This is a genomic window from Erythrobacter sp. (genome assembly GCF_024305245.1).
In the GTDB taxonomy this organism is placed as follows: domain Bacteria; phylum Pseudomonadota; class Alphaproteobacteria; order Sphingomonadales; family Sphingomonadaceae; genus Erythrobacter.
Genome location: NZ_JAMWYX010000009.1, coordinates 30,492 through 53,689, shown reverse-complemented (window position 1 = coordinate 53,689; position 23,198 = coordinate 30,492). Strand labels below are relative to the sequence as shown.

Below are 23,198 nucleotides of genomic sequence, written 5' to 3'. Positions count from 1 at the left end.
GGCGCGCATGAACGACATCGCATCCGTCTCGCTTGCCCAGCCGCTTGAAACCATCGCCGACGAACTCGGGCGCAGCTTTGCCGAATACGGCTTTGCCGTGGTGCGCGATCACGGCATCCCGCAGCAATTGATCGACGAGGCCGAGGCGGTCTCCAAGGCGTTCTTCGCGCTGCCCGACAGCGTCAAGCGCAGCTACAAGATCGACGGCGGCGGCGGCGCGCGCGGCTACACCCCGTTCGGCACCGAAAAGGCCAAGGACGCCGAGGTGTTCGACCTCAAGGAGTTCTGGCACGTCGGCCGCAGCCTGCCGCCCGGACACCCTCTCACCGAATTCATGGCACCCAATATCTGGCCCGATGAGGTCGATGGCTTCCGCGAAACGATGAGCGCGCTGTTCGCCGCGTTCGAGGCCGCGGGCGCGCGCGTGCTGGAAGCGATTGCGCTACACCTTGGCCGCCCGCGCGACTTCTTTGCGCCAAGTGTGGAGGACGGCAATTCGGTGATGCGCCTGCTGCATTATCCGCCGCTGGGCGAAGGTGCACCCGAAGGCGCGATTCGCGCCGCTGCGCATGGCGATATCAACACCATCACCCTGCTGCTGGGGGCCGAGGAAGCGGGCCTCGAACTGCTCACCCGGCAGGGCGAATGGCTGCCCATTCCGGCGGCGGAGGGCGCGCTTGTCATCAATGTCGGCGACATGCTCGAACGCCAGACCAACGGCCGGTTGCGGTCGACCACCCACCGGGTCGTCAACCCGCGCGGAGAAGCGGCGCGGCGATCGCGTTATTCGATGCCGTTCTTCCTGCATTTCCGGCCCGACTTCATGATCGAGCCGCTGCCCGAATGCGTGGGCGCGGACGATCAGGCCCCGCCGCCCGAGCCGATCTCCGCGCATGATTTCCTGATGCAGCGTCTGCGCGAGATCAACCTCGCCTGAGTCGGGTGCGGCAGCGCCAAAAAGCCTTGCCGCCAAAAACCTTCTGTTCGTTGCACGGATGCAACACCTGTTTTCCGAAGTCGCAGAAATGCGCGTAATTTTGTGCACTGCGGGATACGCTACGTCAGGAAACGCATTGCGAGAGCGGCCGGTTTCATCAAACTGTCACAGAACAGTCGCTTTTCCGCAGTCAGGCGGGCCTAGGGCGACCCGACACCCTCTCCTATTCACCCTCTCCATAGTCATCAGGGGCTACTTTCATGAAGCTTAAGTACCTTCTCGCAGCAAGCGTCGTCAGCCTTGCTGCTACCACCACATTCGTCGCGCCGGCGGCGGCCCAGCAGATCACTTCGGGCGTCGAAGGCCAGATCACCGACGATAGCGGCAACGCCATCTCGGGCGCTGTGGTGACTGTCACCAACACCTCGACCAATGCGAGCCGCACCACCACCACCGGTTCGGACGGCGGTTTCCGCATCACCTCGCTGCAGCCGGGCGAATACGACATCACCGTGGTTGCCGACGGTTACGAAGGCCAGACGGTCGAAAACGTCGCCACCAATATCGGCGGCCGCACCGCGTTCAACTTCACGCTCGCTTCGACCGCCACTGGCGGCAGCGACAGCACGATCGTCGTGACTGGCGCCCGCGCACGGGTCAGCCAGGTCGCTGTCGGGCCGGGCACCGCCTTCGGCCAGGAAGAGCTCGAATCCTTCCCGTCGATCACCCGCGACATTCGCGACATCATCCGCATCGACCCGCGCGTCGCGCTCGACAACCAGAACGACGTGGAGCGCATTTCCTGCCTCGGCGGCAATGACCGTTCGAACACCTTCACCGTCGACGGCATCGTGCAGGCCGACGTGTTCGGCCTCAATGGCACCCCGTTTGCCGCGCGTAACGCGCTGCCGCTGCCGTTCGACGTGGTCGATCAGGTCTCGGTCGAATTCGCGCCGTTCGATGTCGAATATTCGGATTTCACCGGCTGTCTCGTGAACGTCGTCACCAAGGGCGGCGGCAACGAGTTCAGTGGCTCGGCCTTCATCACCTATTTCGATGGCGGCATGGTCGGCGATCTCGACACCGGCAGCCAGGAAAAGCGCTGGGGCGCCACGCTCTCCGGCCCGATCATCAAGGATCGCCTGTTCTTCAGCTTCGGCTATGAAGAAACCGATCTGGGCGACGGCAACGAGTTCGGCCCCACGGGCGGCGGCTTCGTCAACGAAGCCAATTTCGTGACCCAGGGTCAGTTCGACGAATTCGCTCAGATTGCGAGCGATGTTTATGGCCAGGACATCGGCGGCTATCCGACCGCGCTGCCCGAAGCTTCGGTGCGTTATTTCGGCCGTCTCGACGCCGTTCTCGCCGAAGGTCACCGCCTCGAAGCCACCTACCAGCGGCTCGAGGAAACCAACGTCGAATCCGATTTCGGCGGCCAGAACCTGACCGGCCTCAACTCGTTCGAAGACGAAGGCACGATCTCGAACTACTATTCGGTCCGCCTCTATTCCGAGTGGAACGACACTGTTTCGACCGAACTGCGTGCCAGCCGCGCCGAAGTGGGCGACGTGCAGGGGCCGTTCGGCGGCGGGGAAGCCCAGTCGGATAATCCGATCGTTCGCCTTGTCGTCGGTCTCGATCCGGTTGCCGGGCAGACTTCGCAGAACGGCATCCTGTCGACCGGCCCGGGCATCTTCCGTTCGGCCAACCAGCTCGACACGAAGATCGATCAGGCCCGCTTCCAGATGAACATCGATGCGGGCAGCGGCCACTTCTTCAAGCTGGGCGCTGAAATCAACGATCTGGAAGTGTTCAACCTGTTCGCTGTCAACGCGACCGGTTCGCTGTACTTCTCCAGCCTCGACGATTTCCGCAACGGACTGCTTTCGGGCGGAACAACCATCTTCCCGGATGCGGACGATGTGGTGGACGGCGTGGCAATCGCCGGGGACATCAACGCAACTCCGACCGGCGACATCAACGAAGCCGGTGCGCTGTTCAGCCGTCAGGTCTACTCGTTTTACGCTCAGGACGAATGGCAGGCGACCGATCAGCTGGCGATCAACGCCGGTATCCGCGTGCAGATGTTCGATGGGGATACGCCGCGCGCCAACCCGCAGTTCCTCAATCGCTACGGCTTCACCAATTCGACGCCGTTCAGCCGCCTCGACCCGATTCTGCTGCCGCGTCTTTCGGCAACTTATGAATTCGACAATGACGGCTTCTTCTCGAATTCGCGTCTGACCGGCGGTGTCGGCGTGTTCTCGGGCGGCGATCCGGTGGTGTATTTCTCCAACGCCTTCTCGAACAACGGCTTCTCGACCGGCCTCGGCACATCGAACAACTGCTCGGCAGCCCAGCTTCCGCGCAATGCCGATGGCCAGCCGTCGGTGCTTGATGCATCGGGTAACTTCATCGGTTTCCCCAGCTGCATCACCGCTGCCGGGTCCGATCAGGCAGCCAACGGTCTGGGCGACATCCAGTCGACCGATCCGGAATTCGACGTGCCGACTGTCGTGCGCGCAAACATCGGTTTCGGCACCACGTTCGGCACCGAGACCGGGTTCTTCAGCAACTGGAAGCTGAACCTCGATTACATCTACTCGCGGTTCAACGACACGCTGAACTTCGTTGACCTGTCGCAGACCCCGGACGTGCGCCGGGCCGATGGCGGGTTCACCGTGGATGGTCGCCCGATCTATCGTGCGATTGATGCCAACAATGCTGGCTGTACTGCTGAATTGCAGGGCACAGGCGGCACTCCGCCGGTCTACACCAACGTCAATGCGGCCTGCTTTGCTACCGGTCGTGATGACGAAATCCAGCTGACCAACGGGCCGAGCTACGAAAGCCACGTCGCTTCGATCATCCTGTCGAAGCGGTTCCAGGGCGGCCTGCTGACCGATGGCGGTTCGTTCAACGTGAACTTCGGCTACGCGTTCACCGATTCGCAGAACAACCGCAACAACGGTTCGTCGACGGCAACCTCGTCGTATGATGTTACCGCGGCGTTCGACCGGCAGAACCCGGCGGTGTCGACCTCGAACTTCGAAGTGCGCCACAACATCACCGCGACCTTCAACCTGCGTGAAGAATTCGTCGACGGGTACGACACGAGCTTCGGGATCTTCTTCCGGGCGCGTTCGGGCCTGCCTTACAGCCTGACCTTCGATGGTGGTGCGGTGTTCAACGACTCGGCTTCGGGCACGGACAATGCGCTGCTCTATGTCCCGAGCGGCGTGAATGATCCGAACGTGTCGCCTTCGTCCAACGCGGGTGCGGTTCAGTCACTGATCGACTACGTCAACGCCAGCGGGTGCGATTTCACTCCCGGCGCGTCGATCGAGCGCAACACCTGCAGCAACGACTGGCACTTCGACATGGATCTGCGTTTCGCGCAGGAACTGCCGTTCATTGGCAAGATCACCGGCATCAAGCAGGACAAGGTCACGCTGTTTGCGGACTTCCAGAACTTCCTCAACCTCGTGGACAATGACTGGAACGTGCTGCGTCGCCGCCCTGACTTCGTCGATGTGGTCGATGGCGGTGTGGATGCACAGGGCCGCTACATCATCACCGGCTTCGCGCCCGATGATCAGAACTTCATCGCACCGGGACCGTCGGCATGGCGGATCCAGGTGGGTGCGCGCTACGAATTCTAATTCGTCGCCTGCCTGACAGGATACATGAGCGGCGGGGCCTTCGGGCTCCGCCGTTTGTATTTGGAAAGTTGGTGTTTGGGCGGGGCCGTCTGTGTTGGGGGCGTTTGGGTGCGAGGCAGCGCGCCCGCACCTCTCAGCTTGCTGCGCTGCCGACCTTGCGCGGCCGCGCATTATCGGGGCGGTCGGCCAGCGCCAGCATCGCGCGCGCCAGCGCTACGCCGGTGTCGCCGCTCTGTCCGCTCGTCAGCGCCCGTTCGAGCGCGCCCGCGCTGTCCCCCAAGCCCGGTTCCCCGAACATGCCTGCGCTGCCGGCGAGCTTGTGCAGCAGCGTCGCCAGCTTTTGCGCGGCCGGAGACGCGGCCTGCTCAGCGGACAGTGTCCCGTCTTGCAGGGCCAGTCGCACCGCCTTGATCGCCTCATGTCTGCGTGTTTCCCACCGGGCGACTAGCCGCGGCGAAACCCTGCTGGCAGCCGTGGGTTTGGGCAGCAGAGCCGCGCCGTTCGGCGGAGTTTCGACAATCCGGGTCGGCAGCCAGCGTTGCAGCGCCCGCGCCAGATCGGCCAGCGCAATCGGCTTGGCCAGATGCGCCTGCATCCCCGCCGCGCGGGCAGCAGAGACATCCTCTGGGAAGGCATTGGCGGTAAGCGCCACGATCGGCAGCAGGTCAGGACCGATGCCTTCTGCCCTGATCGCGCGGGTGGCGGCATAGCCATCGCAGCCGGGCATCTGCACATCCATCAGCACCAGATCGAACAGCGTGCCGCGCATCATGCTGTCGATGACCATGGCGATCGCCTCGTTCCCGTCATGCGCAATCTCGACCTCCTGCCCGCAGCTTTCGAGCATATCGGTCATCAGCATGCGGTTGATATCGTGATCCTCGACCAGCAGGATGCGCGCGGCGGCGGTGGGCAGCTTGCGCGGTTCGGCCGGTTCGACCTTTTCGGACGCGGTATCCGGGCTGACCAGTCGGGCGGGCAGCGAAAGCGTGAAGCGCGATCCTTGGCCCGGCTCGCTCGTCACCGTGATACGCCCGCCGAGCAGGGTCGCCAGCTGGCGGCTGATCGACAGACCCAGCCCGGTGCCGCCGAAACGCCGCGCGATGTTGCTTTCACCCTGAATGAACGGCTGGAAGATCGTCTCCAAGCGGGCGGCGCCGATGCCGATGCCGGTATCGGCAACGGTGATGCACACTTCGCTCTCGCTCACGCCGTAGGTGAGGCGGATACTGCCCGCACCGGTGAACTTGATCGCATTGCCGAGCAGATTGAGCATGATCTGGCGCAGCCTGAGCCCATCGGTAACAATCCAAGGCCGTCGCTCGTCGTCCAAGCGGCCATCGGCAGCGTCGCCGCAGTCGAAGGCGAATTCCAGCGTCAGCCCCTTTTGCTGCGCCGCGTAACGGTGCAGCGCAGCGCATTCCGCCAGGGTGGCGTGCAGATCGACCGGGGCGTGATCGATGGTGAACTGGCCGCTTTCGATCTTCGAGAAATCGAGCACGTCGTTGAGCAGCATCATCATCGACCGGCCCGATTGCACGATCATATCGGCGTGGCGCCGCTGATCGGTGTCGAGATCGCCCTGAAGCAGGAGCTCGGCAAACCCCAGCACCCCGTTCATCGGCGTGCGGATTTCGTGGCTCATGTTGGCGAGGAAGTCCGATTTGGCCTGAGCCGCATCTTCGGCAAGGCGGCGGGCGCGGGTCAGCAGCAATTCCAGTTCGACCCGCTCGGTCACGTCGCGCGCGGCCACCACCACGCCTTCGCGAAGCCCGGTTTCAGGATTGCGGATGACCGCGCAATCGGCTTCGAGAAACACCTGCGTACCATCGGGACTGTCCTGAAACCGGCGGTAGGTCACGCGCTCCTTGTCGGAAGTGCCGTCGCGTAGCCGTCCGAACGCCAGCACCACCCGGTCGCGCGCTTCGGGATGCAGCCGGGCCGTAAACCGTTTGCCGATCATCGCTTCGGGCGCCGCGCCCGTCACGTCGCGCACCGAGGGGGAGGCATAGGTGCACACCCCGTCAAGATCATAGCGCAGCACCGCGTCGGTGATGTTGTCGGCCAGCAGATCCACCTGCCGCTTACCCGCTTCGAGCTGGGCCATCATCCGGTCACGTCCGGCAAGGATCGCGGCGACGGGCAGGCCGGTGAGAAAATTGGCGGCGATGAAGGCCTGCAGCAGGTGCAGCTGCGCGATACCCTCGCCCGAAGCTGCTGCAATCGGGCCGAGCCCCGCCCAGCTCATCACAGCCGCCACCAGCGCGACGCCGGTCACATGCACGGCGGTTCCAAGGCTGCCGAGCCGGAACGCATGGAGCAGAGTGATCGGCTGGATCAGGAAGATCAGCGTGTAGGGTGCCTGATTGAACACCAGCACCGCGCAGGTCATGCCGCCCAGCAGCAGCGCGAACTGTTCCAGCGGGCGCGCGGGCGCCGGGGGCAGCGTGCCGCGCAGCCGATCGATCAGCAGCAGGCAGGCGGGAACGATCAGCACCATCGCCATGCTGTCGGTCAGGAACCAGGTCACCGCCCCTTCGCGCAATCCTGCAAGATCGCTGGCCATGACCGGCGCGGCCAGCAGCCCCGACATCAGCGGGCCGACCAGCCCGCCCGCCCAGACGAAGCGCGCCAGATCCGACAGCCGACTCATGTCGCATGGCCTGCCCCCGCTTTGCCGGGTCAGGGCCAGAACCAGTGCGATCTCGACCGTGTTGGCGATGGAGAACACCAGCGCCATCTCCGCCGGTAATTGCGCGACCATGTTGGCGGACAGCCCGCCGACGAAGGTGAGCGTCAGGAACAGCCATTCATTGCTCAGCCGGACGCGCAGCAGCACGACTACAGCCACCGCATTGGGCAGCCATAACGGCGTCACCATGTCTCCGCCGCGCGCCAGCATCAGGCTGATGCAGGCGAGTAGGAAAAAGCCGGCGCCGCCGGTCAGCGCTGCAATGAGCGCAGGTCGATCGATCGGTCCGGCCGCGATCCGCAGCGAAGCGAGCCAGGAACGCTGCGGCGGGGACAGGGGCAGATGTGGCGGATCGTCAAGATGTTTGAGCTGCAGGCGCACAGCCGCGCCATCCCGGCTTGCGGGATCGCTGATAGTGTCCGGGCTATCATGCCCCGCACCCCGAACAGGAGTCGTCGCGCGATCGATCCTTGGGCTCCATCGCCAAAATCCATTAGCCTACTATAGGATTTCGCGTCGGTTTTCCGTTAGAACCTCGCCCGAAACGGAGGTAATCGCAATTGATCCGGATGCCCAAATGACGGGGCGCAGCGGCTTTCGTCGCCGTCGTCGCCGTCCCAGCGTGCCCTTGCTGGCGGGCATCGTGTTGCTGCACGTGGCCGGGTTGTATGGTCTCGCCAGCGCATTCGCGCCCGATTTCACCGCGTCGGTCGAGGATCGGGTGGTGTCGGCCTTCACCGTTACCGTCACCACGCCGCCTGATCCGCCGCCGCCCGAAAACCAGCCCGAGCCCGACGAGGGCGCACAGGGCGATCCCGGACGCGAAGCCGTGCCGCAGCCGGTAACGCAGCCAACGCCGCCCAGAAACCTGCGTGAGGAACCGCCCCGGCCGCGCGCCTCATCCACCGGCACCGCCACCCGATCAGGCGCGACCGAAGCTGGCGCAGGCACCGGGGCTGCGGGCAGCGGGTTGGGCACCGGCAGCGGAAATCGCGGCGGTGGGCAGGGCGGGGTGGCGGTGAGCAAGCCGGTGCACATTTCCGGCAGCATCGACAATGCCCGCGATTTTCCGGTGCCCGAGGGCGGACGAAGCGCGCGGCAGGGCACCGAAGTGATCGTGCGCGTGATCGTGGGGGCAGACGGGCGCGCGCGCGATTGCAGCATCTATCGCCCGAGTCCCGACCCCGAGGCCGATCGCCTCACCTGCCAGCTGGTCGAGGCGCGGCTCGGCTTCCGTCCGGCGATGGACAGCGCAGGCAATCCGGTTGCCGCGCCGTTCTATTGGCGTCAACGGTGGTTCTGATGACGGTTTCGGCGTTAGGCATGGAATAAGAGGCGGCGCAGACTCGTTTCCCGAACGTCATCTGATATAGCGACGCAAAGCGAGGAATCCCCAAGTGACAGCCATTCATCCGGTCATCCTGTGCGGCGGCAGCGGCACGCGGCTTTGGCCCCTCAGTCGCAAGGCCCTGCCCAAGCCGTTCCTGCCGCTGGTGAGCGATGAAACCCTGTTCGAACAGGCCGTGCGCCGCGTCGCCGGGGATGATCGCTTTGCCCCGCCGATGGTGGTGGCGGGCGCGGCGCATGGCGATCTGATCATGGCGCAGCTGGGCGATGCATCGGGCGCGCGGCTGGTGGTGGAGCCTTCCGCCCGCAACACCGCGCCCGCCATCGCGCTCGCCTCTGCGCTACTGCCGGAGGATGCGGTGATGCTGGTGTGCCCGAGCGATCACCACATTGCCGATTCTGCCGCTTTTCGCGCCGCTGCGCTGGCGGCGGCCGAGTTGGCGCGTCAGGATTACCTCGTGTCGTTCGGCATCGCGCCCGATCGGCCCGAAACCGGTTATGGCTATCTCGAACGGGGGGAGCCGTTGCCGGGCGGCAATGCCATCGCTCGGTTCGTCGAAAAGCCCGATCTGGCGCACGCGCAGGAATACCTCGCCAGCGGCCGGTTCAGCTGGAACGGCGGAATCTTCGCCTTTCGGGCAGGGCATCTGCTGGATGAACTGGGCGCCTATCGCCCGGATATGGCGCGGCTGGTGAAGCAGGCGGTGGCCGAAGGGCGCGAAGATGGCGCACGGTTCCACCCGGCACCTGCAGCCTTTAACGCGATCGAAGGGGATTCGATCGATTACGCGGTGATGGAAAACACCGCGCGCGCAGCGATGGTGCCGGCCAGCATGGGCTGGTCCGACATCGGCAACTGGGCCGCGCTCGCCGATGCGCTGGCGGACACGGCGGATGCGCAAGGCAATGTCGCGCGCGGCGGGCCGGTCGATCTCGATCAGTGCCGCGGCGTCTTTGCGCTGACCGACGGCCCGCGTATTTCGGCGGTGGGCCTGGAAGACCTGTGCATCATCGTGTCCGGCGACGAAGTGCTGGTCACCACCCGGGACGGCGCGCAGCGTGTCGGCAAACTGCCAGGCGCGGTGAACCAGTGACGATGGCCGCCCGCCAGCTTCCCACCCGCATGGTCGCCAAGGTCTGGGGCCGCGAGCATCTGCCTGACGCCTTTAACGCGCCTGAAGGCGAACGGATCGGCGAAATCTGGTTCGAACCGCCGCCCGAACTGCCGCAGGTGCTGGTCAAATATCTGTTCACCTCGGAGAAGCTTTCGGTACAGGTGCATCCGTCCAATGCCGAGGCTCTGCCGGGCGAGGCTGGCAAGGAGGAATGCTGGCTGATCCTCGACGCAGAACCCGGTGCCCGGCTTGCGATCGGGTTCGAGCGCACGGTGACGCCGGAGGAGATTGATGCCGCCGCGCGGGACGGGACGATCGAACAGCTGCTCACGTGGCATCCGGCGCAGGCGGGCGATCTGTTCTATCTGCCCGCAGGCACGGTTCACGCCATCGGGCCGGGCCTGTCACTGGTCGAAGTGCAGCAGAACAGCGACACCACCTTTCGCCTGTACGATTATGGCCGTCCGCGCGAACTGCATCTCGAACGCGGGTTGGCTGTGGCACGGGGCGTGCCTTATGCCGCGGAACACCGCGGCCGTGTGAAGGAGCGCGGGCAGGTGCTGTTCGATGCGCCGTATTTCCGGCTCGACCGGGTCGAAGGTGCGCCCGATGCGGCGACCCATGCCGCCTTTGCAGGCGCGCTGCTGGCGCTGCCGCTGGCGGGCGAAGTGGCATCGCGGGATAGCCCGGCGCGCGCCGGAGCGGGGGAGTGCCTGTATGCGGAAAGCCTCGCCAGCCTCGATTTCAGCGGCGCCGAAGTGACGTTACTGGTGCGGGCGGCATAGGCTCCGCCAGCCGATCAGGGGGCGAGCAGGCGCTTGCCTTCCTTCTTCACCGCATGTTCGAGCGGGCCGCGCATCACGCTGAGCAGCATCGGCAGGTCCATTTCGATCACCACCTCGTTATCGCCTACCTCGACCCCGCCGGGGATCGTGAAGCCCATCACCTCGGCGGCGATATCCATCCGGTCTTCGCTGCTCCAGGTGGTGGTGACGCTCGCCAGCCCAGGGGGAAAGAATCCTGCGATTTCATCGGCATGGGCGCGCATCCGGCGGCGCACTTCTTCGCGGGTGAGATCATGGGTCAGCGTTACGCGCATCGTTCAGCGTTCCTGCTTCGTCTTGGGTGCGACCGAGAGATCGGGCGAAAAATCCGGCAGCGGCACGCCCGTGTCCGGCGCGGTTTCGCGCATATCTTCCAGCGCCTCGGCCCCGCCATAGCGGTATTCGAGATAGCGGCTCTTGATCGCCAGATCGTCAAGCGCGCCTTCGGCCAGCCGCCGGGTGACGCGGTCGACTTCGCCCGAAAGTTTGGAGAGGCTGGCGGTCAGGCGCTCGTCGGCGGTCTGGCCCGCGTGCTGCTCCTGACGCAGCTGGGCCGGAACCTTGCGGTAATTATCGATCGTCTCGGGGATATATTCGCCCACTAGCTCGCGCACTTCCGCCATCGCCGGGTGTGCGGCATCGATGGTCTGCAATTGCAGCCCTAACGCGTCCAGCTGTACGCCAAGCTGATCGACGATCCCTTGCGCGGGCGGGGGCAGGGCCGGGCGCTGCGCCTCCAGCCATAATTCGGTACGCGCCACCATCTGCTGCGGGTTGCCGAGGGTGAGTTCGGCGCGCTTGGGGGTTTTCGCCTTGGGTACGAAAGCAAAGAACAGCACCGCCGCGACCACTGCCGCCACCGCGAGCATCACACCGGCAAACCCGATCCCGCCGATCACGATCCCGGCTGCGATCACCGCAGCGATGATCGCCAGCAGTGTTGCGCCCAAGCCCTTGGCGCGCTTCACCAGATTCTTGCGCTTCAGCTCCGCCGACCCGCGCCCGATGCTCCCGCGCGCAGGCCGGTGCGTGCCGCCATCTCGCTGCACCGCGAGGCTGGTCTTGGCCTCACGCAGGATACGGTCGGATTCGCGGGTCGTGTCGGGCATTACTTATCCAGCGCAAGCAGCGACGGGGTCTGCGAGGCGACCTTGGCCTGCGCCTGCGCCTGTCCTTCGGCGCGGGCGATATAGCCCTTCGACTTCTCGACTTCGGCCGACAGCGTGGTCACCGTCTGCTTCATCGAATCGAGCGCGCGCACCTTGAAATTGTCGACCTCGTCCATCGTGTCATAGATGTTCTGGAAGGCGCGTTGCAGCGTTTCCAGCGGGATCGTGCTGGACGCCGCCTGTTCGTGGATTTGCGCGGTCTGTTCGCGCAGCAACGTGCTGGTCGAATCGATGATGTCGCTGGTGGTCTTGTTCAATGCGGTGATCTGCCCCAGCACAAGCCGCTGGTTGGTCATCGCCTGCGCCACCGTCACCGCCGTGCGCAGCGCGCCAACGGTGGTGGTGCTGGCGCGATCCACGCCCTTCACCAGTTCGATGTTGTTCTTCTTGACCAGATCGAGCGCGAGGTAGCCCTGCACGCTCACCGCCATCTGCGTCAGCAAGTCCTGCGTGCGCTGGCGGACGTAGAACAGCGCGCTTTCGCGCAGCGCCTTGGCCTTGGCCGGATCGCTGCTGTCGAGTTCGAGCGCTTTCGCCTCCAGCCGCGCGTCGAGCGTCTTGGCGATGTGGATCATCTGCTCCAGCTCGCCCATCGCCGCCCACAGCTTCTGCCGCTCGGTATCGATCGCGGCGTTATCGAGGTGGAGTTCCTTCTTGCCGCTTTCCAGCCGGGTGAGGATCGAGGAAATATGCCCCTGCGCCGATGTGTAGCTGTCGAAATAGTTCTTCAGCTTGTTGCCGAACGGGATGATGCCGAGGATCTTGCGCGGGCCGGACAGCTTGCCCTTGCGGCCCGGATCGAGATCTTCGACCGTGCGGCGCAGTTCGGCCAGATCCTTGCCCACGGTGCCATCGCCGTCCATCGCCCGCACCGGACGATCGAGGAAGCGGTTCGACATAGCCGATGCGGCGCGGATCTGTTCCTGTCCCATGCGGGTGATCTGATCGACCTTCTCGCCGAACGCCGGTGAATTGGCATCGGCCGAGACCAGATCATCGACGAAGGCATTGACCTTGGTGTCGAGCTTGCTTTTCTGTTCGGTGCTAACCGGCACCAGCCCGATCGCCTGTTCGGGCGCGACGTTCGGCACCGGATCGGGCGGAGTGAGCGAAAATTCTTTGGCGGTGGCGGTCGCTGTCGCCGTCTGGTTTTCGGTGCTCATGCCTGTCTCGTGCTCCCTGTCAGCCGGCGCTGTTCGCGCGGGACGATATCGACTGTATTAGTGATCTAAAACACACCTTTCAAGTTCGGCTTGCACGCTACTCCGGATCGGCGTCCCGCGTCCATTGCTGTTGCGGTAAAGTGCGGGGCGATTGGCAATTATCCATCCGCGGTTTAGGGCGATGGTGTTGAGGCATTTCATGAAGGCACGCCGATGATCGACACGCCCCGTTCCCAGACCGCTCCCCAGCCGGGAGCCGACATCGGCGCCGAGGATGTCGCGCTCGTCCGGGAACGCGAAACCGACGCGAACGGCAGTCGGGACGAAGCCTCGAAGGGCGCCGCACGCTCCGGCTCCGGCTCTGCGGAAACCGCCAATGTCCAGTCCTCGCTGACCGAGCTGATCGAATTCGTCCGCACGCGGTGGGTGGAAAAGGTCGTCGGCCAAGTCGATCAGGCCGAAGTGATCGAGCGGCGGCGCGAGGATGGCTCGCTGTCCGAACGATACCTGTTCATGACCGCGATGAGCGGCGGGATCGCCGTGCTCGGCCTGCTGTTGTCCTCGCCTGCGGTGGTGATCGGGGCGATGTTGTTGTCGCCGCTGATGGGGCCGATCATGGGGCTGGGCTTTGCGCTCGCCATCGGGGACTGGGACTGGATCAAGCAGTGCGGCCGCACGCTGCTGCTGGGCAGCCTGATGGCGGTGCTGCTGTGCGGCGCGCTGGTCTATCTCTCGCCGATCCAGACCATCACCGAGGAAATCGCCGCCCGCACGCGGCCCAATCTGTTCGATCTGTTCGTGGCGCTGTTCTCGGCGCTTGCCGGTGCCTATGCGATGATCCGCGGGCGCGAAGGCACCATCGTGGGCGTGGCGATCGCCACCGCCTTGATGCCGCCGCTGGCGGTGGTCGGCTTTGGCCTTGCGACCTGGAACTGGACGGTGTTTTCCGGATCGCTGCTGCTGTTTGTCACCAACTTGCTGACCATTGCGCTCACCGCCTTCGTGATGGCCAAGCTGTATGGTTTCCGCAACTCGCTGAGCGCGCGCAATACGATGTTCCAGAACGTCGCCTTGCTGACGGTGTTCATCGGGCTGGCGGTGCCATTGGGCTTTTCGCTGCAACAGATCGCGTGGGAAACCAATGCCCAGCGGATCGTCAGCGATGCCATTCGCGAGCGGTTCGATGGGCCCGCGCAGCTCGATGCGCTGCAGATCGATTTCTCGTCCGCACCGCTGAATGTCAGCGCGATCATGTTCACGCCGGTGATCCGGCCCGATGCGGAAAGTGAAATCGCCCGCGCGCTGAGCAATCGGCTGGGCCGCCCGGTGGCGCTGACCCTGACCCAGACGCAGACCGAGACTGGGGCAGGCGCGGCCCAGCGGGCGCAGCTTTCCGCGACCCGCGCGCGCGAACAGGCCGCCGCAGACGAGCGCCTCAAATCGCTTGCCGTCCGGTTGTCGCTCGCTGCCGGGGTGCCCGAAAGCGACGTCTTGATCGACCGCAGCCGCCGCCACGCGCTGGTGCGATCGCGGCGGCTCGGCGATGCGGGCCTTGCCGCCTATCGCACACTCGAACAGCGGATTAGCGCGACCGAGCCCGAATGGACGATCGAGCTGATCCCGCCCAGAGCCGCGTTACCGGAGGCCGTCCCGTTCGGCGAAGACGGGCCGAACGCGCAGGGCAGCGAAGCCCTGGCAGTGATCGCGTGGGCAGCGCAGCGGCTTGACCGCGCCGTGGTGCTGACCGGCGAGGAAGAGGCGGCCGAACAGGCCGAAGCCGAGCTTCGCAAACAGGGCGTCACCGTCGATCTGCTCAGCGGCTCCGGCCCGGTTCGTGCGCGCTGGGCGCCGGAAGCGGAGTGAAGCGCACTCTGCCATCGCCCCTCATCGAAGCGGCCAATCGCGCGGAGGCGACCGCGCGGCTGATCCGCGCGGGTTACCGGGTCTATCGCCCCGAAGCCGATGTGGAGGGTGAGGATCTGGTGCTGCGCCGCGCCGACGGGGAACTGATCGCGGTGCAATTGAAAAGCCGTCTGACCGTGGATTGGCACCGCTATGGCGAACGCGATACCTGGATGCTGTTTCCCGATGCGCCGTGGAACCACACCGCGCGGCGGGACTGGTTTCTGGTTCCGCACGATCAGCTGTATGCGTTCCTCGCCGACCAGCACAAGCACACGCAGTCATTCGCCGAGAAGATCTGGTCGGCGCGGCAGCCGACCAAGACCGCGCGCGTGTTTCTGGAGCCGTTCAAGCTGGCCTAGACTAGACCCGGTCGGGCCGGGCCTTCACGCCGCCAGCTGGATCGGCACGATTTCGCCCGCCAGATACAGCTTCTTCGCCTTGGCGCGGCTGAGCTTGCCTGACGACGTGCGTGGCAGGGTGCGCGGGGGCACCAGTTCGACGATGCAGCTCATGCCCGTAACGGACCGCACCTTGTCGGCGATCTGTTCGCGCAGTTTCACCCGTTCGACCGGATCGGACACGCGGCAATGCACCAGCACGGCGGGCGCTTCCTCGCCGTTTTCCATCTCTATCGAGAACGCCGCGATATCGCCGTGGTTGAAGCCGGGCAGCTGTTCCACCGCCCATTCGATATCCTGCGGCCAGTGGTTCTTGCCGTTGATGATGATCATGTCCTTCGCCCGGCCGACGATGAACAGATAGCCATTGGCGGTGTAGCCCATGTCCCCGGTGTCGAGCCAATCGTCGACGAGGCAATCCTCGGTCGCTTCGGCGTTGCGGAAATAGGAATGCATCACGCTCGGCCCGCGGCACCACACCTTGCCGATCTGGTGATCCGTGCGGCTGTGGCCGTCCTCTCCGCGGATCGCCACCTCCATGTCGGGCAGCGCCTTGCCGCAATTGACGATGGCGCGGTAGCGGGCCGGACGCGACAGATCGCGCGGCGCGCCCGACAGGCGTTCTTCCTCGACCAGTTCGACCCGGATGCCTTCGCCCGGCGGCATCACCGTCACCGCCAGCACCGCTTCGGCCAAACCATAGGACGGGGTGAAGGACGAAGCCTTGAACCCGGCAGGCGCGAACGCGTTGACGAAGTTCTGCATCACGTCCGGACGGATCATGTCCGCGCCGTTGCCCGCAATCCGCCAGCGCGACAGGTCGAACCGTTCGGCGACCTGGCTCTGGCTGGAAATGCGGCGCGCACAGATGTCGTAGCCGAAGGTCGGCGAATAGGAGAGCGTGTTGCCCGAATTGCGGCTGATCATGTCAAGCCACGCCAGCGGACGGCGGGCGAAGGCATCGGGCTTCAGGTAATCGCCCGACACCTGATTGGCGATCAGCGACAGCAGGCAGCCGACCAGCCCCATGTCGTGATACCACGGCAACCAACTGACGCAGCGGTCATTTTCGCCCAGTTCCATGGTGGTGGAGTGGCCGTAGAGATTGTGCAGCAGCGCCTTGTGGGTCACCGCCACGCCGGTGGGAAAACGGGTCGATCCGCTGGAATATTGCAGGTAGCAGATGTCCTCCGGGCTGGCTTCGGGCAGCGGGTGATCGGGCGCAGGCCGGGCGGCGAAATCCTGCCAGCTTTCGGCATTGCAGCCCTGCCGCGCGGCGGCGGCCTCTGCCATTTCGGTGATTTCCGCCGGATAGAGCAGCAGCTTGGGGTCGCAGCTCACCAATTGTACCGCCAGCTGGTCGATGTAATTTTCCTTGCCGCCGAAGGTGGTCGGCAGTGGCAGCGGCACCGGCCACGCCCCGGCATAGACGCAGGCGCAGAACAAAGCGGCAAACTCCGCCCCGGTTTCCGCGATCAGCGCGACGCGGTCTTCCTTGCCGATCCCGGCTGCGACCAGACGGCGCGCCATCGCCAGCGCATCCTCGCGCATTTCGGCATAGGGATAGACCCGCGCCAATTCACCGCGCATATCGTGGAAATTAAGCCCCTTGCGGCTTTTCGCGGCATAGTCGATCGCATCGTTGAACGTGGCGAACTGCGCGCGAATCCGCGGCAGATCGCAATCATTCGGCGTCGGCGTCAAAACGGCGTCGGTCATAGTTTATCGCGATACCCGTAAGTTGCGGCGCTTATCGAGGGAATTCTCCTGCTGCGCTCTGGCATTGCCCCGTTGTGCCGGGCATAATCCGGCCCTGTCCAGTTGTCCGCATTGATAAGGAAAGTGGCACGAATAAGGCGAAATGGTTTCAGGTAAAGCGAATTCGTCATCCCGCGGTAGTGATGCCGCAGAGGATCGACCCCGCCGGGTGCGGGGCGAAAAGCGCGTCAAGCCGCCGCTGGACGAGGCCGCCTTGCGCGATCTGGCGCTGTCCTATGCCGCGCGTTTCGCCAGCACCGGGGCGCGGTTGGAGGCCTATCTGCTGCGCAAATTGCGAGAGCGCGGCACCGCGACGGATGCGGATGGGCGCGAGGCGCGGATCGACATTCCCGCTCTGATCGCCCGACTGGTCGAACTGGGATATGTCGATGATGCCGCCTATGCCCGCGCACGGGCACGCGATCTGGGCGCGCGCGGATATGGCGGACGGCGGGTCGAGCAAGCATTGTGGGCCGCTGGTGTCGACGAGGGCATCCGGCAAGACACCGCCCCCGGCGAAAGCGCGAACCGCAAGGCCGCCGCGCTGATGGCGCAGAAAAAGCGAATCGGCCCGTGGGGCGCCGGACGCGAGGTCAGCAGCGACCCGCTGGCGCGGCGCAAGGCGCACGAGAAAGCCGTTGCAGCAATGCTGCGCGCAGGCCACCAGTATGAACACGTGCGTTTCATCCTTGCCGCAAGCCGGGAGGAGGATGTCACGCAATGGCTGGAAGAAGCCGCGGACGAGGAAGGGATCGAAGGCACATGGTAACGCGCATGATCAGGCAGTCGGTCGGACTGATCGCGGTGGGAACGCTGGCGGCATGTTCGCCGGGCGAAACCGCCACGGCACGGGCGCAGACACCGGCTGCCGCCACGAGCGCGGAGGTCGCTCGCCACCCGGTCTCGGGGTTGGAGGTGATCGATCTGGTGGTCATGCGCGGTGACAAGCGCCTGCCGTTCAAGGTCGAACTCGCCGCCAGTCCGCAGGCGCAGAACAAGGGGCTGATGTTCCGCACCGAGCTGGGCGATAATGAAGGGATGCTGTTTCCTTCGGCGGTGCCACAACCGCGCAGCTTCTGGATGAAGAATACGCCGCTTTCGCTCGACATCATCTTTGTCGGGCCGGACGGACGGATCACCAATATCGCAGCCAATACGGTGCCCTATTCGCTCGATTCGGTGGCATCCTCGGGAGTGGCCTCCGCAGTGCTCGAACTGCGCGCAGGGCGGGCAGCGGAACTGGGGATCGTGCCGGGGGACAAAGTCGAATACGCCTTGCCTCGCTAATCTTCCTCCTTGGCGCTCTCCGCCAATTCCGCTAGGCGCTGCGGCCATGGGAATTCTCGCAAAAATCTTCACCTGGTGGGACGGTGCCACCATCGGCACGCACCTCTGGGCCAGCCGCGCGGGCGGCGAGCATGTCGGCACCGATGCCGCGGGTAACAAATATTACCGCGCCAAGGCGAAGGGCGGGGCGAATAACGGCTCCTACACCCAACGCGGAAAGCGCTGGGTGATCTATGCAGGCGTCAATGATGCCAGTTGCGTGCCGTCCGAATGGCACGGATGGCTGCACGGCACCTATGACGAAGTGCCCGAAAGCCATCTGCCCCCGCCCAAGGTGTGGGAAGTGGATTACACCCCCAACGCGACCGGCACACGCCAAGCCTATTTCCCGCAAGGCGCATTGGAGCGCGGCGGCAAGCGCGCCCGCGCGGTGGGCGATTACGAGGCGTGGACGCCCGGCAGCACCGAAGGCTGACGCGGGCCATGCGGCTTTCGCTTTCTGCTGCGCCGCTGGTCTGCGCATTGGCGCTTGCCGCGTGCGATAGCGCTGGCGAGCCCGAAACCGCGAACGTTCCGCTGGATTCGCCGGTCGACACCCCTTCGGCGCCGCCGGTCGAGGGTGCGGTGAGCGATAATGGCACCACCCCGATGGATCAGCGGGTCGCGACGCTCGGCCTGCTGAACAAACGCAACAATGTCTCGCAGGACATCATCCTGAAGCCGGGCGAGAGCGCCGAGATTGGCCCGGTGATCGTCCGCCTGTCCGCCTGCGAGCGCACCGCGCCATGGGAACTGCCGCAGGAAACCGGTGCGTTCGTGCAGGTCGATATCCTTGAGCGCGGGAGCGACAGCCATGCCCGTGTGTTCTCCGGCTGGCTGTTCCGCGAATCGCCCAGCCTCAACGTGGTCGAACACCCGGTCTATGATGTCTGGGTCAAGGATTGCGCGATGCGCTGGCCGGGCGAGGATGCTGCGGCCGGGCCCGCTGCATCGCCGACCCCAGCTCCTGCACCGGGCGCGTAACCTGCGCCCTCGCTGAAGTATCGCCATGCCGTGCCGAGACTGGTGGCGGGGCGACCATGCGCCAGATCGACGCGGCGACGGTAATCGCGCTGCGGGATCTCGATCGCCCCCATCGTGCGCAGGTGTTCGGTCATGAACTGGCAATCGAGCAGCGCGAATCCCGCCTGCCGCAGCAGCGCCACCAGCCATGCCAGCGCGACCTTGCTGGCGTTGGGCGCGCGGCTGAACATGCTTTCCCCGCAGAACACACGGTCGAAACTGACCCCGTAGAGCCCGCCGACCAGCGTGCGCTCGCCGCTCGCGCTGTCCACCCAGCATTCGACCGAATGGGCATGGCCGGCGCGGTGCAGGCCGACATAGCTTTGCACGATACGCTCGCTGATCCAGGTTTCGGGATGATCCGCGCGCGGCTCGGCGCAGGCTCGGACGACCTGTTCGAAGGCGCGATCGAGCGTGACGGTGAAGCCGTCGCTGCGCAGCACCTTGCGCAGCGATTTCGAGATATGCAGCCCGTCCAGCGGCAAAATCGCCCGCTCGCGCGGTTCGACCCAGAACACTTCGGTATCCTCGCGCCGGTCGGCCATCGGAAAAATGCCGCTGCGATAGGCGAGCAGCAAGGTTTCGACCGGGATAGGAGGGCGAAGAGGGGCATGCATGGCTGCACTCCACAATACATGCGACCGGCCCGCGATGCCAGCACGCAGAGGCCTGAAGGTCAGCCCTTTGCGATGAGGCCAGCCTGCAAAGAGGCCTGCAAAGAGGATTGCCTATCCCGGGAGCCTTCGATAAAGGCACCGCTCCGACGCGCTGCAGGGGTGTAGCTCAGTTGGTAGAGCATCGGTCTCCAAAACCGAGGGCCTGCGGTTCGAGTCCGCACACCCCTGCCATTTTCTTGCGAACCCGCCTCCGCGGGTTCAAGCGCTTCCCGTCTTGGCCTTTACTATTCCGCCGGCTCCACCGGCGCATCGGCGGTATGGTCCTTGCCGGCTGTGCGATTCCCGCGGGACAGCGCGAACACCACGCCCGACAGCATCAGCAGCGCCAGCAGGTTGGGCAGCGCCATCGCCGCGTTGGAGATGTCGCCCAGCCGCCAGACCAGCTGCGAAGGCTGAGTCGCGCCGACATAGATGCCTGCGCACCACAGCACCCGCCAGCCGATATGCAGCGCCTTTTCGCCGCGGCGGCTTGCGCCCGGGATGCGGTCATACAGGAAGGTGATCGCGCGTTCGCCGTAATAGCTCCACGTCAGCAGCGTGGTGAACACGAACAGGATCAGCGCGACCGAAGCGACCAGTGTGCCCAGCGGGATGCCCGCGATCGGGAACGGGAACGCCGCGGCAAACGCGCCGGATGTCGTCACGAACCCGCTCATCGCAGTGGTGCCGAGGTCGGACTGCCACACGTGCTCGACGCTTTGCCCCTGATAGGCGAAGTCGCCCTGCACGGTCAGGATCACCAGCGCGGTCATGGTGCAGATGATGATGGTATCGATGAAGGTGCCCATCATCGCCATGCGGCCCTGCAGTTCGGGATCGTCGGTCTGGGCGACGGCATGGGCCATCGCGGTCGAACCCTGACCCGCCTCGTTCGAGAAAAGGCCGCGCGCCACCCCCGCGCGCAGTGCGAGGATCAGCGCCGCGCCCGCGAACCCGCCGCTAGCGCTCTGGAAGTTGAATGCCCCTGCAAAGATGCGGCTGAAGGTTTCGGGCAAATCGCCGAAGTTCAGCGCCAGCGCGATCAGGGCCATGACGATATAGGTCGCCGCCATGAACGGCACGACCTTTTCCGCGACGGTGCCGATCGACTTGATCCCGCCGATGATGACGATGAACACCGCAATCGCGACCACGGCGCCGCCGAACCAGCGTTCCCACCCGAACAATTCGTTGAGGCCGCTAGCGACTTCGTTGGCCTGGATCGAATTGCCGGTGACCAGCGCGGAAAACAGCGTGCCGATACAGAACACCACCGCCAGCCACGTCCACTTCGGACCGAGGCCCATCATGATGTAGGTCATCGGCCCGCCGCGATAGACGCCGTCGGCGGTGCGTTCACGATAGCGAATCGCAAGGCTGCCTTCCGCAAAGGCCAAGGCCATGCCGAACAGGGCCGTGATCCACATCCAGAAGATCGCGCCCGGACCGCCCAGCGCGATCGCGGTGGCGACCCCCGCCAGATTGCCGGTGCCGACCTGCCCCGACAGCGCGGTGGAGAGCGCGGCGAAGGGGCTGATCTCGCCCGCGCCCGAACCCTTGCGGCTGGCGAACAGCCCGGCAAAGGCGCTGCCCAGCTTGACGATCGGATAGAACCTCAGGCCGACCATGATCCACAGGCCGATGCCCAGCAGGATGATCGTCATCGGCGGGAAGGGCAGCAGTTCCACCCCGTTCCACGTGCCCGCCCAGATGAAGTCCGAGACATTGGTGACGGGCGCGACCAGCCGCTCCCCCAGCGACATCGTGCTGCCTGCTGCCATGTTGATGTGATCCCCGAAGTTGCGGCCTCATGCAAACCCGTTGCCGAAGCCGTGATGTGTCAGGGCGTGCACGCTAGAGCCGCGCTTTCGCCTTGCCTAGCCCTGCCGTCCCTCTTTTCCGCTATCGGCGCACCGGCTGATGCATGCGAGCATCATCTTGCATTTGCTGTGCGCCGGACGTAAAGGGGCGCGGTCTTCCCGACATCGGCAATCATCCAGCCCCTCCGAGACCTTGTCCCGGACGGCGCGGCCCCCTACCTGAAAGCCGACCGGCGAAGACGCAGGCACTACCGAAGGAACGAGGCTCAGATGGCCGAGCAGAAGAATGTGACCGAAGAAAAGAAGCGCAAGACCTCGGTGGCGGAATTCGTCAACCAGGTGCGTGCCGAAACCGCGAAGATCGTGTGGCCGACCCGCGACGAAACGGTGCGCACGGCGATCTTCGTGTTCATCTTCATGGTGATCCTGTCGCTGTTCTTCCTCGCCATCGACAGCGCCTTTGCCGCGCTGGTGGGCGCAGCGATCGGCCTGCTGAAGTAATTCGCGCCCCTGCAGGGCTGCCCGTCAGACGTCATTCCAAGGACAATCCATGGCTCGCTGGTACATCATTCACGCTTATTCGGGTTTCGAGAACAAGGTTCGCGACGCGATCATTTCCGAGGCCGACCGGCTCGGCCTGTCCGAAGGGGTCGAGGAAGTGCAGGTCCCGACCGAGACCATCACCGAGGTCAAGCGCGGCAAAAAGGTGCAGGTCGAACGCAAGTTCATGCCTGGCTACGTGCTGGCCAAGCTGAACATGACCGATGATGTCTATCACCTGGTCAAGAACACGCCCAAGGTCACCGGCTTCCTCGGATCGGGCAACAAGCCGCAGCCGATCTCGGAAAAAGAAGCCGCGCGCTACTTCGGCGGCGTCGCCGAAGCCCAGTCCACGCCCAAGCGCGAGATCAGCGTCGATTACGAAATCGGCGATTCGGTCAAGGTGCTCGATGGCCCCTTCGCCAGCTTCAACGGCATCGTGGAAGAGCTCGATTTCGACAAGGCCAAGGTCAAGGTCAGCGTGTCGATCTTCGGCCGCGCAACCCCGGTCGAGTTGGACTTCGAACAGGTCGAACTGGCGAAGTAGGTTTTTCGCGCCCGCCTCCGCGGGCGCGTCCTCGGCGCGGTTTCTGGCGCTGCGCGCCAGAGCGCCTGCGGCTCGCGCGCGTGCGCTCGCGACTTCTGGCGAAGCCGGTTAATCGCCAAACGGCTTAGGTATGACCCGTTCGTGAAAACCAGCCTCGGCATCTGTCAGCGCAAGCGCCGCTTCGCCACCCGTGAGGAGGCCGATGCCGTGGCTTTACGGGCCGATACCACCTTGCGCGCCTACAAGTGCGCGCTGTGCCGCGCGTTCCACCTCACCAGCCGCACAAAGGGTCTGCGGGTGCCGCGCGCAGTTTGAT

General features: G+C 64.9%; 21 protein-coding genes and 1 tRNA gene. 15 read left to right on the top strand and 7 right to left on the bottom strand.

Going from position 1 to position 23,198, the window contains the following annotated elements:
• Positions 1-7 precede the first annotated feature (7 nt).
• Together Q0L48_RS12615 and Q0L48_RS12610 are read left to right on the top strand one after the other, a co-directional pair.
• On the top strand, positions 8-937 hold the full coding sequence (locus tag Q0L48_RS12615) for a 2-oxoglutarate and iron-dependent oxygenase domain-containing protein (RefSeq protein ID WP_296721494.1): 930 nt from the start codon (positions 8-10) through the stop codon (positions 935-937).
• Between the two features lie 260 nt (positions 938-1,197).
• Positions 1,198-4,599 (top strand): TonB-dependent receptor, encoded by a 3,402-nt coding sequence (locus Q0L48_RS12610; protein WP_296721492.1) that lies wholly within the window; start codon positions 1,198-1,200, stop codon positions 4,597-4,599.
• A 133-nt stretch (positions 4,600-4,732) separates the two neighbouring features.
• Here the strand turns inward: Q0L48_RS12610 and Q0L48_RS12605 are convergent, their stop codons facing one another.
• Complete coding sequence (locus Q0L48_RS12605) at positions 4,733-7,672, bottom strand: ATP-binding protein (protein WP_296721490.1); 2,940 nt, start codon at positions 7,670-7,672, stop codon at positions 4,733-4,735.
• A gap of 196 nt (positions 7,673-7,868) precedes the next feature.
• Between Q0L48_RS12605 and Q0L48_RS12600 the strand changes: the two genes are divergently transcribed.
• The 3 genes from Q0L48_RS12600 to Q0L48_RS12590 all read left to right on the top strand — a co-directional run bounded on the left by Q0L48_RS12600 (position 7,869) and on the right by Q0L48_RS12590 (position 10,538).
• On the top strand, positions 7,869-8,594 hold the full coding sequence (locus tag Q0L48_RS12600; protein ID WP_296721488.1) for a TonB family protein: 726 nt from the start codon (positions 7,869-7,871) through the stop codon (positions 8,592-8,594).
• Between the two features lie 94 nt (positions 8,595-8,688).
• On the top strand, positions 8,689-9,732 hold the full coding sequence (locus Q0L48_RS12595) for a mannose-1-phosphate guanylyltransferase (protein WP_296721486.1): 1,044 nt from the start codon (positions 8,689-8,691) through the stop codon (positions 9,730-9,732).
• 2 nt (positions 9,733-9,734) lie between these two features.
• Positions 9,735-10,538: a class I mannose-6-phosphate isomerase gene (locus Q0L48_RS12590; RefSeq protein WP_296721650.1), complete on the top strand. Its 804-nt coding sequence runs from the start codon at positions 9,735-9,737 to the stop codon at positions 10,536-10,538.
• Between the two features lie 14 nt (positions 10,539-10,552).
• On the opposite strand, the gene Q0L48_RS12585 is transcribed toward Q0L48_RS12590, so the two are convergent.
• From Q0L48_RS12585 to Q0L48_RS12575, 3 genes are read right to left on the bottom strand one after another with little or no spacing between them, the layout of a single operon-like run.
• Complete coding sequence (locus Q0L48_RS12585) at positions 10,553-10,852, bottom strand: polyhydroxyalkanoic acid system family protein (RefSeq protein ID WP_296721485.1); 300 nt, start codon at positions 10,850-10,852, stop codon at positions 10,553-10,555.
• A 3-nt stretch (positions 10,853-10,855) separates the two neighbouring features.
• Entirely contained in the window at positions 10,856-11,686 is an 831-nt protein-coding gene (locus Q0L48_RS12580; RefSeq protein WP_296721483.1) for a hypothetical protein, read from the bottom strand.
• Entirely contained in the window at positions 11,686-12,909 is a 1,224-nt protein-coding gene (locus tag Q0L48_RS12575; RefSeq protein ID WP_296721481.1) for a toxic anion resistance protein, read from the bottom strand. Before Q0L48_RS12575 ends, Q0L48_RS12580 begins: the two co-directional genes overlap by 1 nt.
• Before the next feature lie 213 nt (positions 12,910-13,122).
• On the opposite strand from Q0L48_RS12575, the gene Q0L48_RS12570 reads away from it, so the two are divergent.
• Together Q0L48_RS12570 and Q0L48_RS12565 are read left to right on the top strand one after the other, a co-directional pair.
• Positions 13,123-14,772: a DUF389 domain-containing protein gene (locus tag Q0L48_RS12570; RefSeq protein ID WP_296721479.1), complete on the top strand. Its 1,650-nt coding sequence runs from the start codon at positions 13,123-13,125 to the stop codon at positions 14,770-14,772.
• On the top strand, positions 14,769-15,173 hold the full coding sequence (locus Q0L48_RS12565; RefSeq protein ID WP_296721478.1) for a hypothetical protein: 405 nt from the start codon (positions 14,769-14,771) through the stop codon (positions 15,171-15,173). Before Q0L48_RS12570 ends, Q0L48_RS12565 begins: the two co-directional genes overlap by 4 nt.
• Before the next feature lie 24 nt (positions 15,174-15,197).
• Here the strand turns inward: Q0L48_RS12565 and Q0L48_RS12560 are convergent, their stop codons facing one another.
• Complete coding sequence (locus tag Q0L48_RS12560; RefSeq protein WP_296721476.1) at positions 15,198-16,931, bottom strand: fatty acyl-AMP ligase; 1,734 nt, start codon at positions 16,929-16,931, stop codon at positions 15,198-15,200.
• A 208-nt stretch (positions 16,932-17,139) separates the two neighbouring features.
• Here Q0L48_RS12560 and Q0L48_RS12555 point away from each other — a divergent pair, with 208 nt between their 5' ends.
• From Q0L48_RS12555 to Q0L48_RS12540, 4 genes are read left to right on the top strand one after another with little or no spacing between them, the layout of a single operon-like run.
• Positions 17,140-17,739 (top strand): RecX family transcriptional regulator, encoded by a 600-nt coding sequence (locus tag Q0L48_RS12555; RefSeq protein ID WP_296721475.1) that lies wholly within the window; start codon positions 17,140-17,142, stop codon positions 17,737-17,739.
• Positions 17,733-18,257, top strand: a complete 525-nt coding sequence (locus Q0L48_RS12550; RefSeq protein ID WP_296721473.1) for a DUF192 domain-containing protein — start codon at positions 17,733-17,735, stop codon at positions 18,255-18,257. Before Q0L48_RS12555 ends, Q0L48_RS12550 begins: the two co-directional genes overlap by 7 nt.
• Before the next feature lie 46 nt (positions 18,258-18,303).
• Entirely contained in the window at positions 18,304-18,732 is a 429-nt protein-coding gene (locus Q0L48_RS12545) for an NADH:ubiquinone oxidoreductase subunit NDUFA12 (protein ID WP_296721471.1), read from the top strand.
• A gap of 8 nt (positions 18,733-18,740) precedes the next feature.
• Positions 18,741-19,280 carry a DUF2155 domain-containing protein gene (locus Q0L48_RS12540; RefSeq protein ID WP_296721470.1) on the top strand — a complete coding sequence of 180 codons (540 nt, stop codon included), beginning with the start codon at positions 18,741-18,743 and terminating at the stop codon, positions 19,278-19,280.
• Here Q0L48_RS12540 and aat read toward each other — a convergent pair.
• Entirely contained in the window at positions 19,178-19,936 is a 759-nt protein-coding gene (gene aat, locus Q0L48_RS12535; protein WP_296721468.1) for a leucyl/phenylalanyl-tRNA--protein transferase, read from the bottom strand. The genes Q0L48_RS12540 and aat overlap by 103 nt on opposite strands.
• Before the next feature lie 155 nt (positions 19,937-20,091).
• Between aat and Q0L48_RS12530 the strand changes: the two genes are divergently transcribed.
• Positions 20,092-20,167 (top strand) — tRNA-Trp (locus Q0L48_RS12530).
• Positions 20,168-20,220: 53 nt separating this feature from the next.
• Here the strand turns inward: Q0L48_RS12530 and Q0L48_RS12525 are convergent.
• The gene (locus Q0L48_RS12525; RefSeq protein WP_296721466.1) at positions 20,221-21,756 is read right to left on the bottom strand and encodes a sodium:alanine symporter family protein; all 1,536 of its coding nucleotides are present in this window, start codon (positions 21,754-21,756) and stop codon (positions 20,221-20,223) included.
• Between the two features lie 309 nt (positions 21,757-22,065).
• Between Q0L48_RS12525 and secE the strand changes: the two genes are divergently transcribed.
• The 3 genes from secE to Q0L48_RS12510 all read left to right on the top strand — a co-directional run bounded on the left by secE (position 22,066) and on the right by Q0L48_RS12510 (position 23,197).
• Complete coding sequence (gene secE / locus Q0L48_RS12520) at positions 22,066-22,296, top strand: preprotein translocase subunit SecE (RefSeq protein ID WP_296721464.1); 231 nt, start codon at positions 22,066-22,068, stop codon at positions 22,294-22,296.
• 49 nt (positions 22,297-22,345) lie between these two features.
• Positions 22,346-22,882: a transcription termination/antitermination protein NusG gene (gene nusG, locus Q0L48_RS12515; RefSeq protein ID WP_296721463.1), complete on the top strand. Its 537-nt coding sequence runs from the start codon at positions 22,346-22,348 to the stop codon at positions 22,880-22,882.
• Between the two features lie 141 nt (positions 22,883-23,023).
• Entirely contained in the window at positions 23,024-23,197 is a 174-nt protein-coding gene (locus tag Q0L48_RS12510; protein WP_296721461.1) for a hypothetical protein, read from the top strand.
• Position 23,198 lies beyond the last annotated feature (1 nt).

Bases quoted from the DNA above. Each gene is read 5' to 3' on its own strand.
- Q0L48_RS12615 (WP_296721494.1), top strand. From the start codon at position 8: ATGAACGACATCGCATCCGTCTCGCTTGCCCAGCCGCTTGAAACCATC.
- Q0L48_RS12540 (WP_296721470.1), top strand. From the start codon at position 18,741: ATGCGGCTTTCGCTTTCTGCTGCGCCGCTGGTCTGCGCATTGGCGCTT.
- Q0L48_RS12560 (WP_296721476.1), bottom strand. From the start codon at position 16,931: ATGACCGACGCCGTTTTGACGCCGACGCCGAATGATTGCGATCTGCCG.
- Q0L48_RS12545 (WP_296721471.1), top strand. From the start codon at position 18,304: ATGGGAATTCTCGCAAAAATCTTCACCTGGTGGGACGGTGCCACCATC.
- nusG (WP_296721463.1), top strand. From the start codon at position 22,346: ATGGCTCGCTGGTACATCATTCACGCTTATTCGGGTTTCGAGAACAAG.
- Q0L48_RS12600 (WP_296721488.1), top strand. From the start codon at position 7,869: ATGACGGGGCGCAGCGGCTTTCGTCGCCGTCGTCGCCGTCCCAGCGTG.
- Q0L48_RS12580 (WP_296721483.1), bottom strand. From the start codon at position 11,686: ATGCCCGACACGACCCGCGAATCCGACCGTATCCTGCGTGAGGCCAAG.
- aat (WP_296721468.1), bottom strand. From the start codon at position 19,936: ATGCATGCCCCTCTTCGCCCTCCTATCCCGGTCGAAACCTTGCTGCTC.
- secE (WP_296721464.1), top strand. From the start codon at position 22,066: ATGGCCGAGCAGAAGAATGTGACCGAAGAAAAGAAGCGCAAGACCTCG.
- Q0L48_RS12570 (WP_296721479.1), top strand. From the start codon at position 13,123: ATGATCGACACGCCCCGTTCCCAGACCGCTCCCCAGCCGGGAGCCGAC.
- Q0L48_RS12575 (WP_296721481.1), bottom strand. From the start codon at position 12,909: ATGAGCACCGAAAACCAGACGGCGACAGCGACCGCCACCGCCAAAGAA.
- Q0L48_RS12525 (WP_296721466.1), bottom strand. From the start codon at position 21,756: ATGGCAGCAGGCAGCACGATGTCGCTGGGGGAGCGGCTGGTCGCGCCC.
- Q0L48_RS12590 (WP_296721650.1), top strand. From the start codon at position 9,735: ATGGCCGCCCGCCAGCTTCCCACCCGCATGGTCGCCAAGGTCTGGGGC.
- Q0L48_RS12550 (WP_296721473.1), top strand. From the start codon at position 17,733: ATGGTAACGCGCATGATCAGGCAGTCGGTCGGACTGATCGCGGTGGGA.
- Q0L48_RS12610 (WP_296721492.1), top strand. From the start codon at position 1,198: ATGAAGCTTAAGTACCTTCTCGCAGCAAGCGTCGTCAGCCTTGCTGCT.
- Q0L48_RS12585 (WP_296721485.1), bottom strand. From the start codon at position 10,852: ATGCGCGTAACGCTGACCCATGATCTCACCCGCGAAGAAGTGCGCCGC.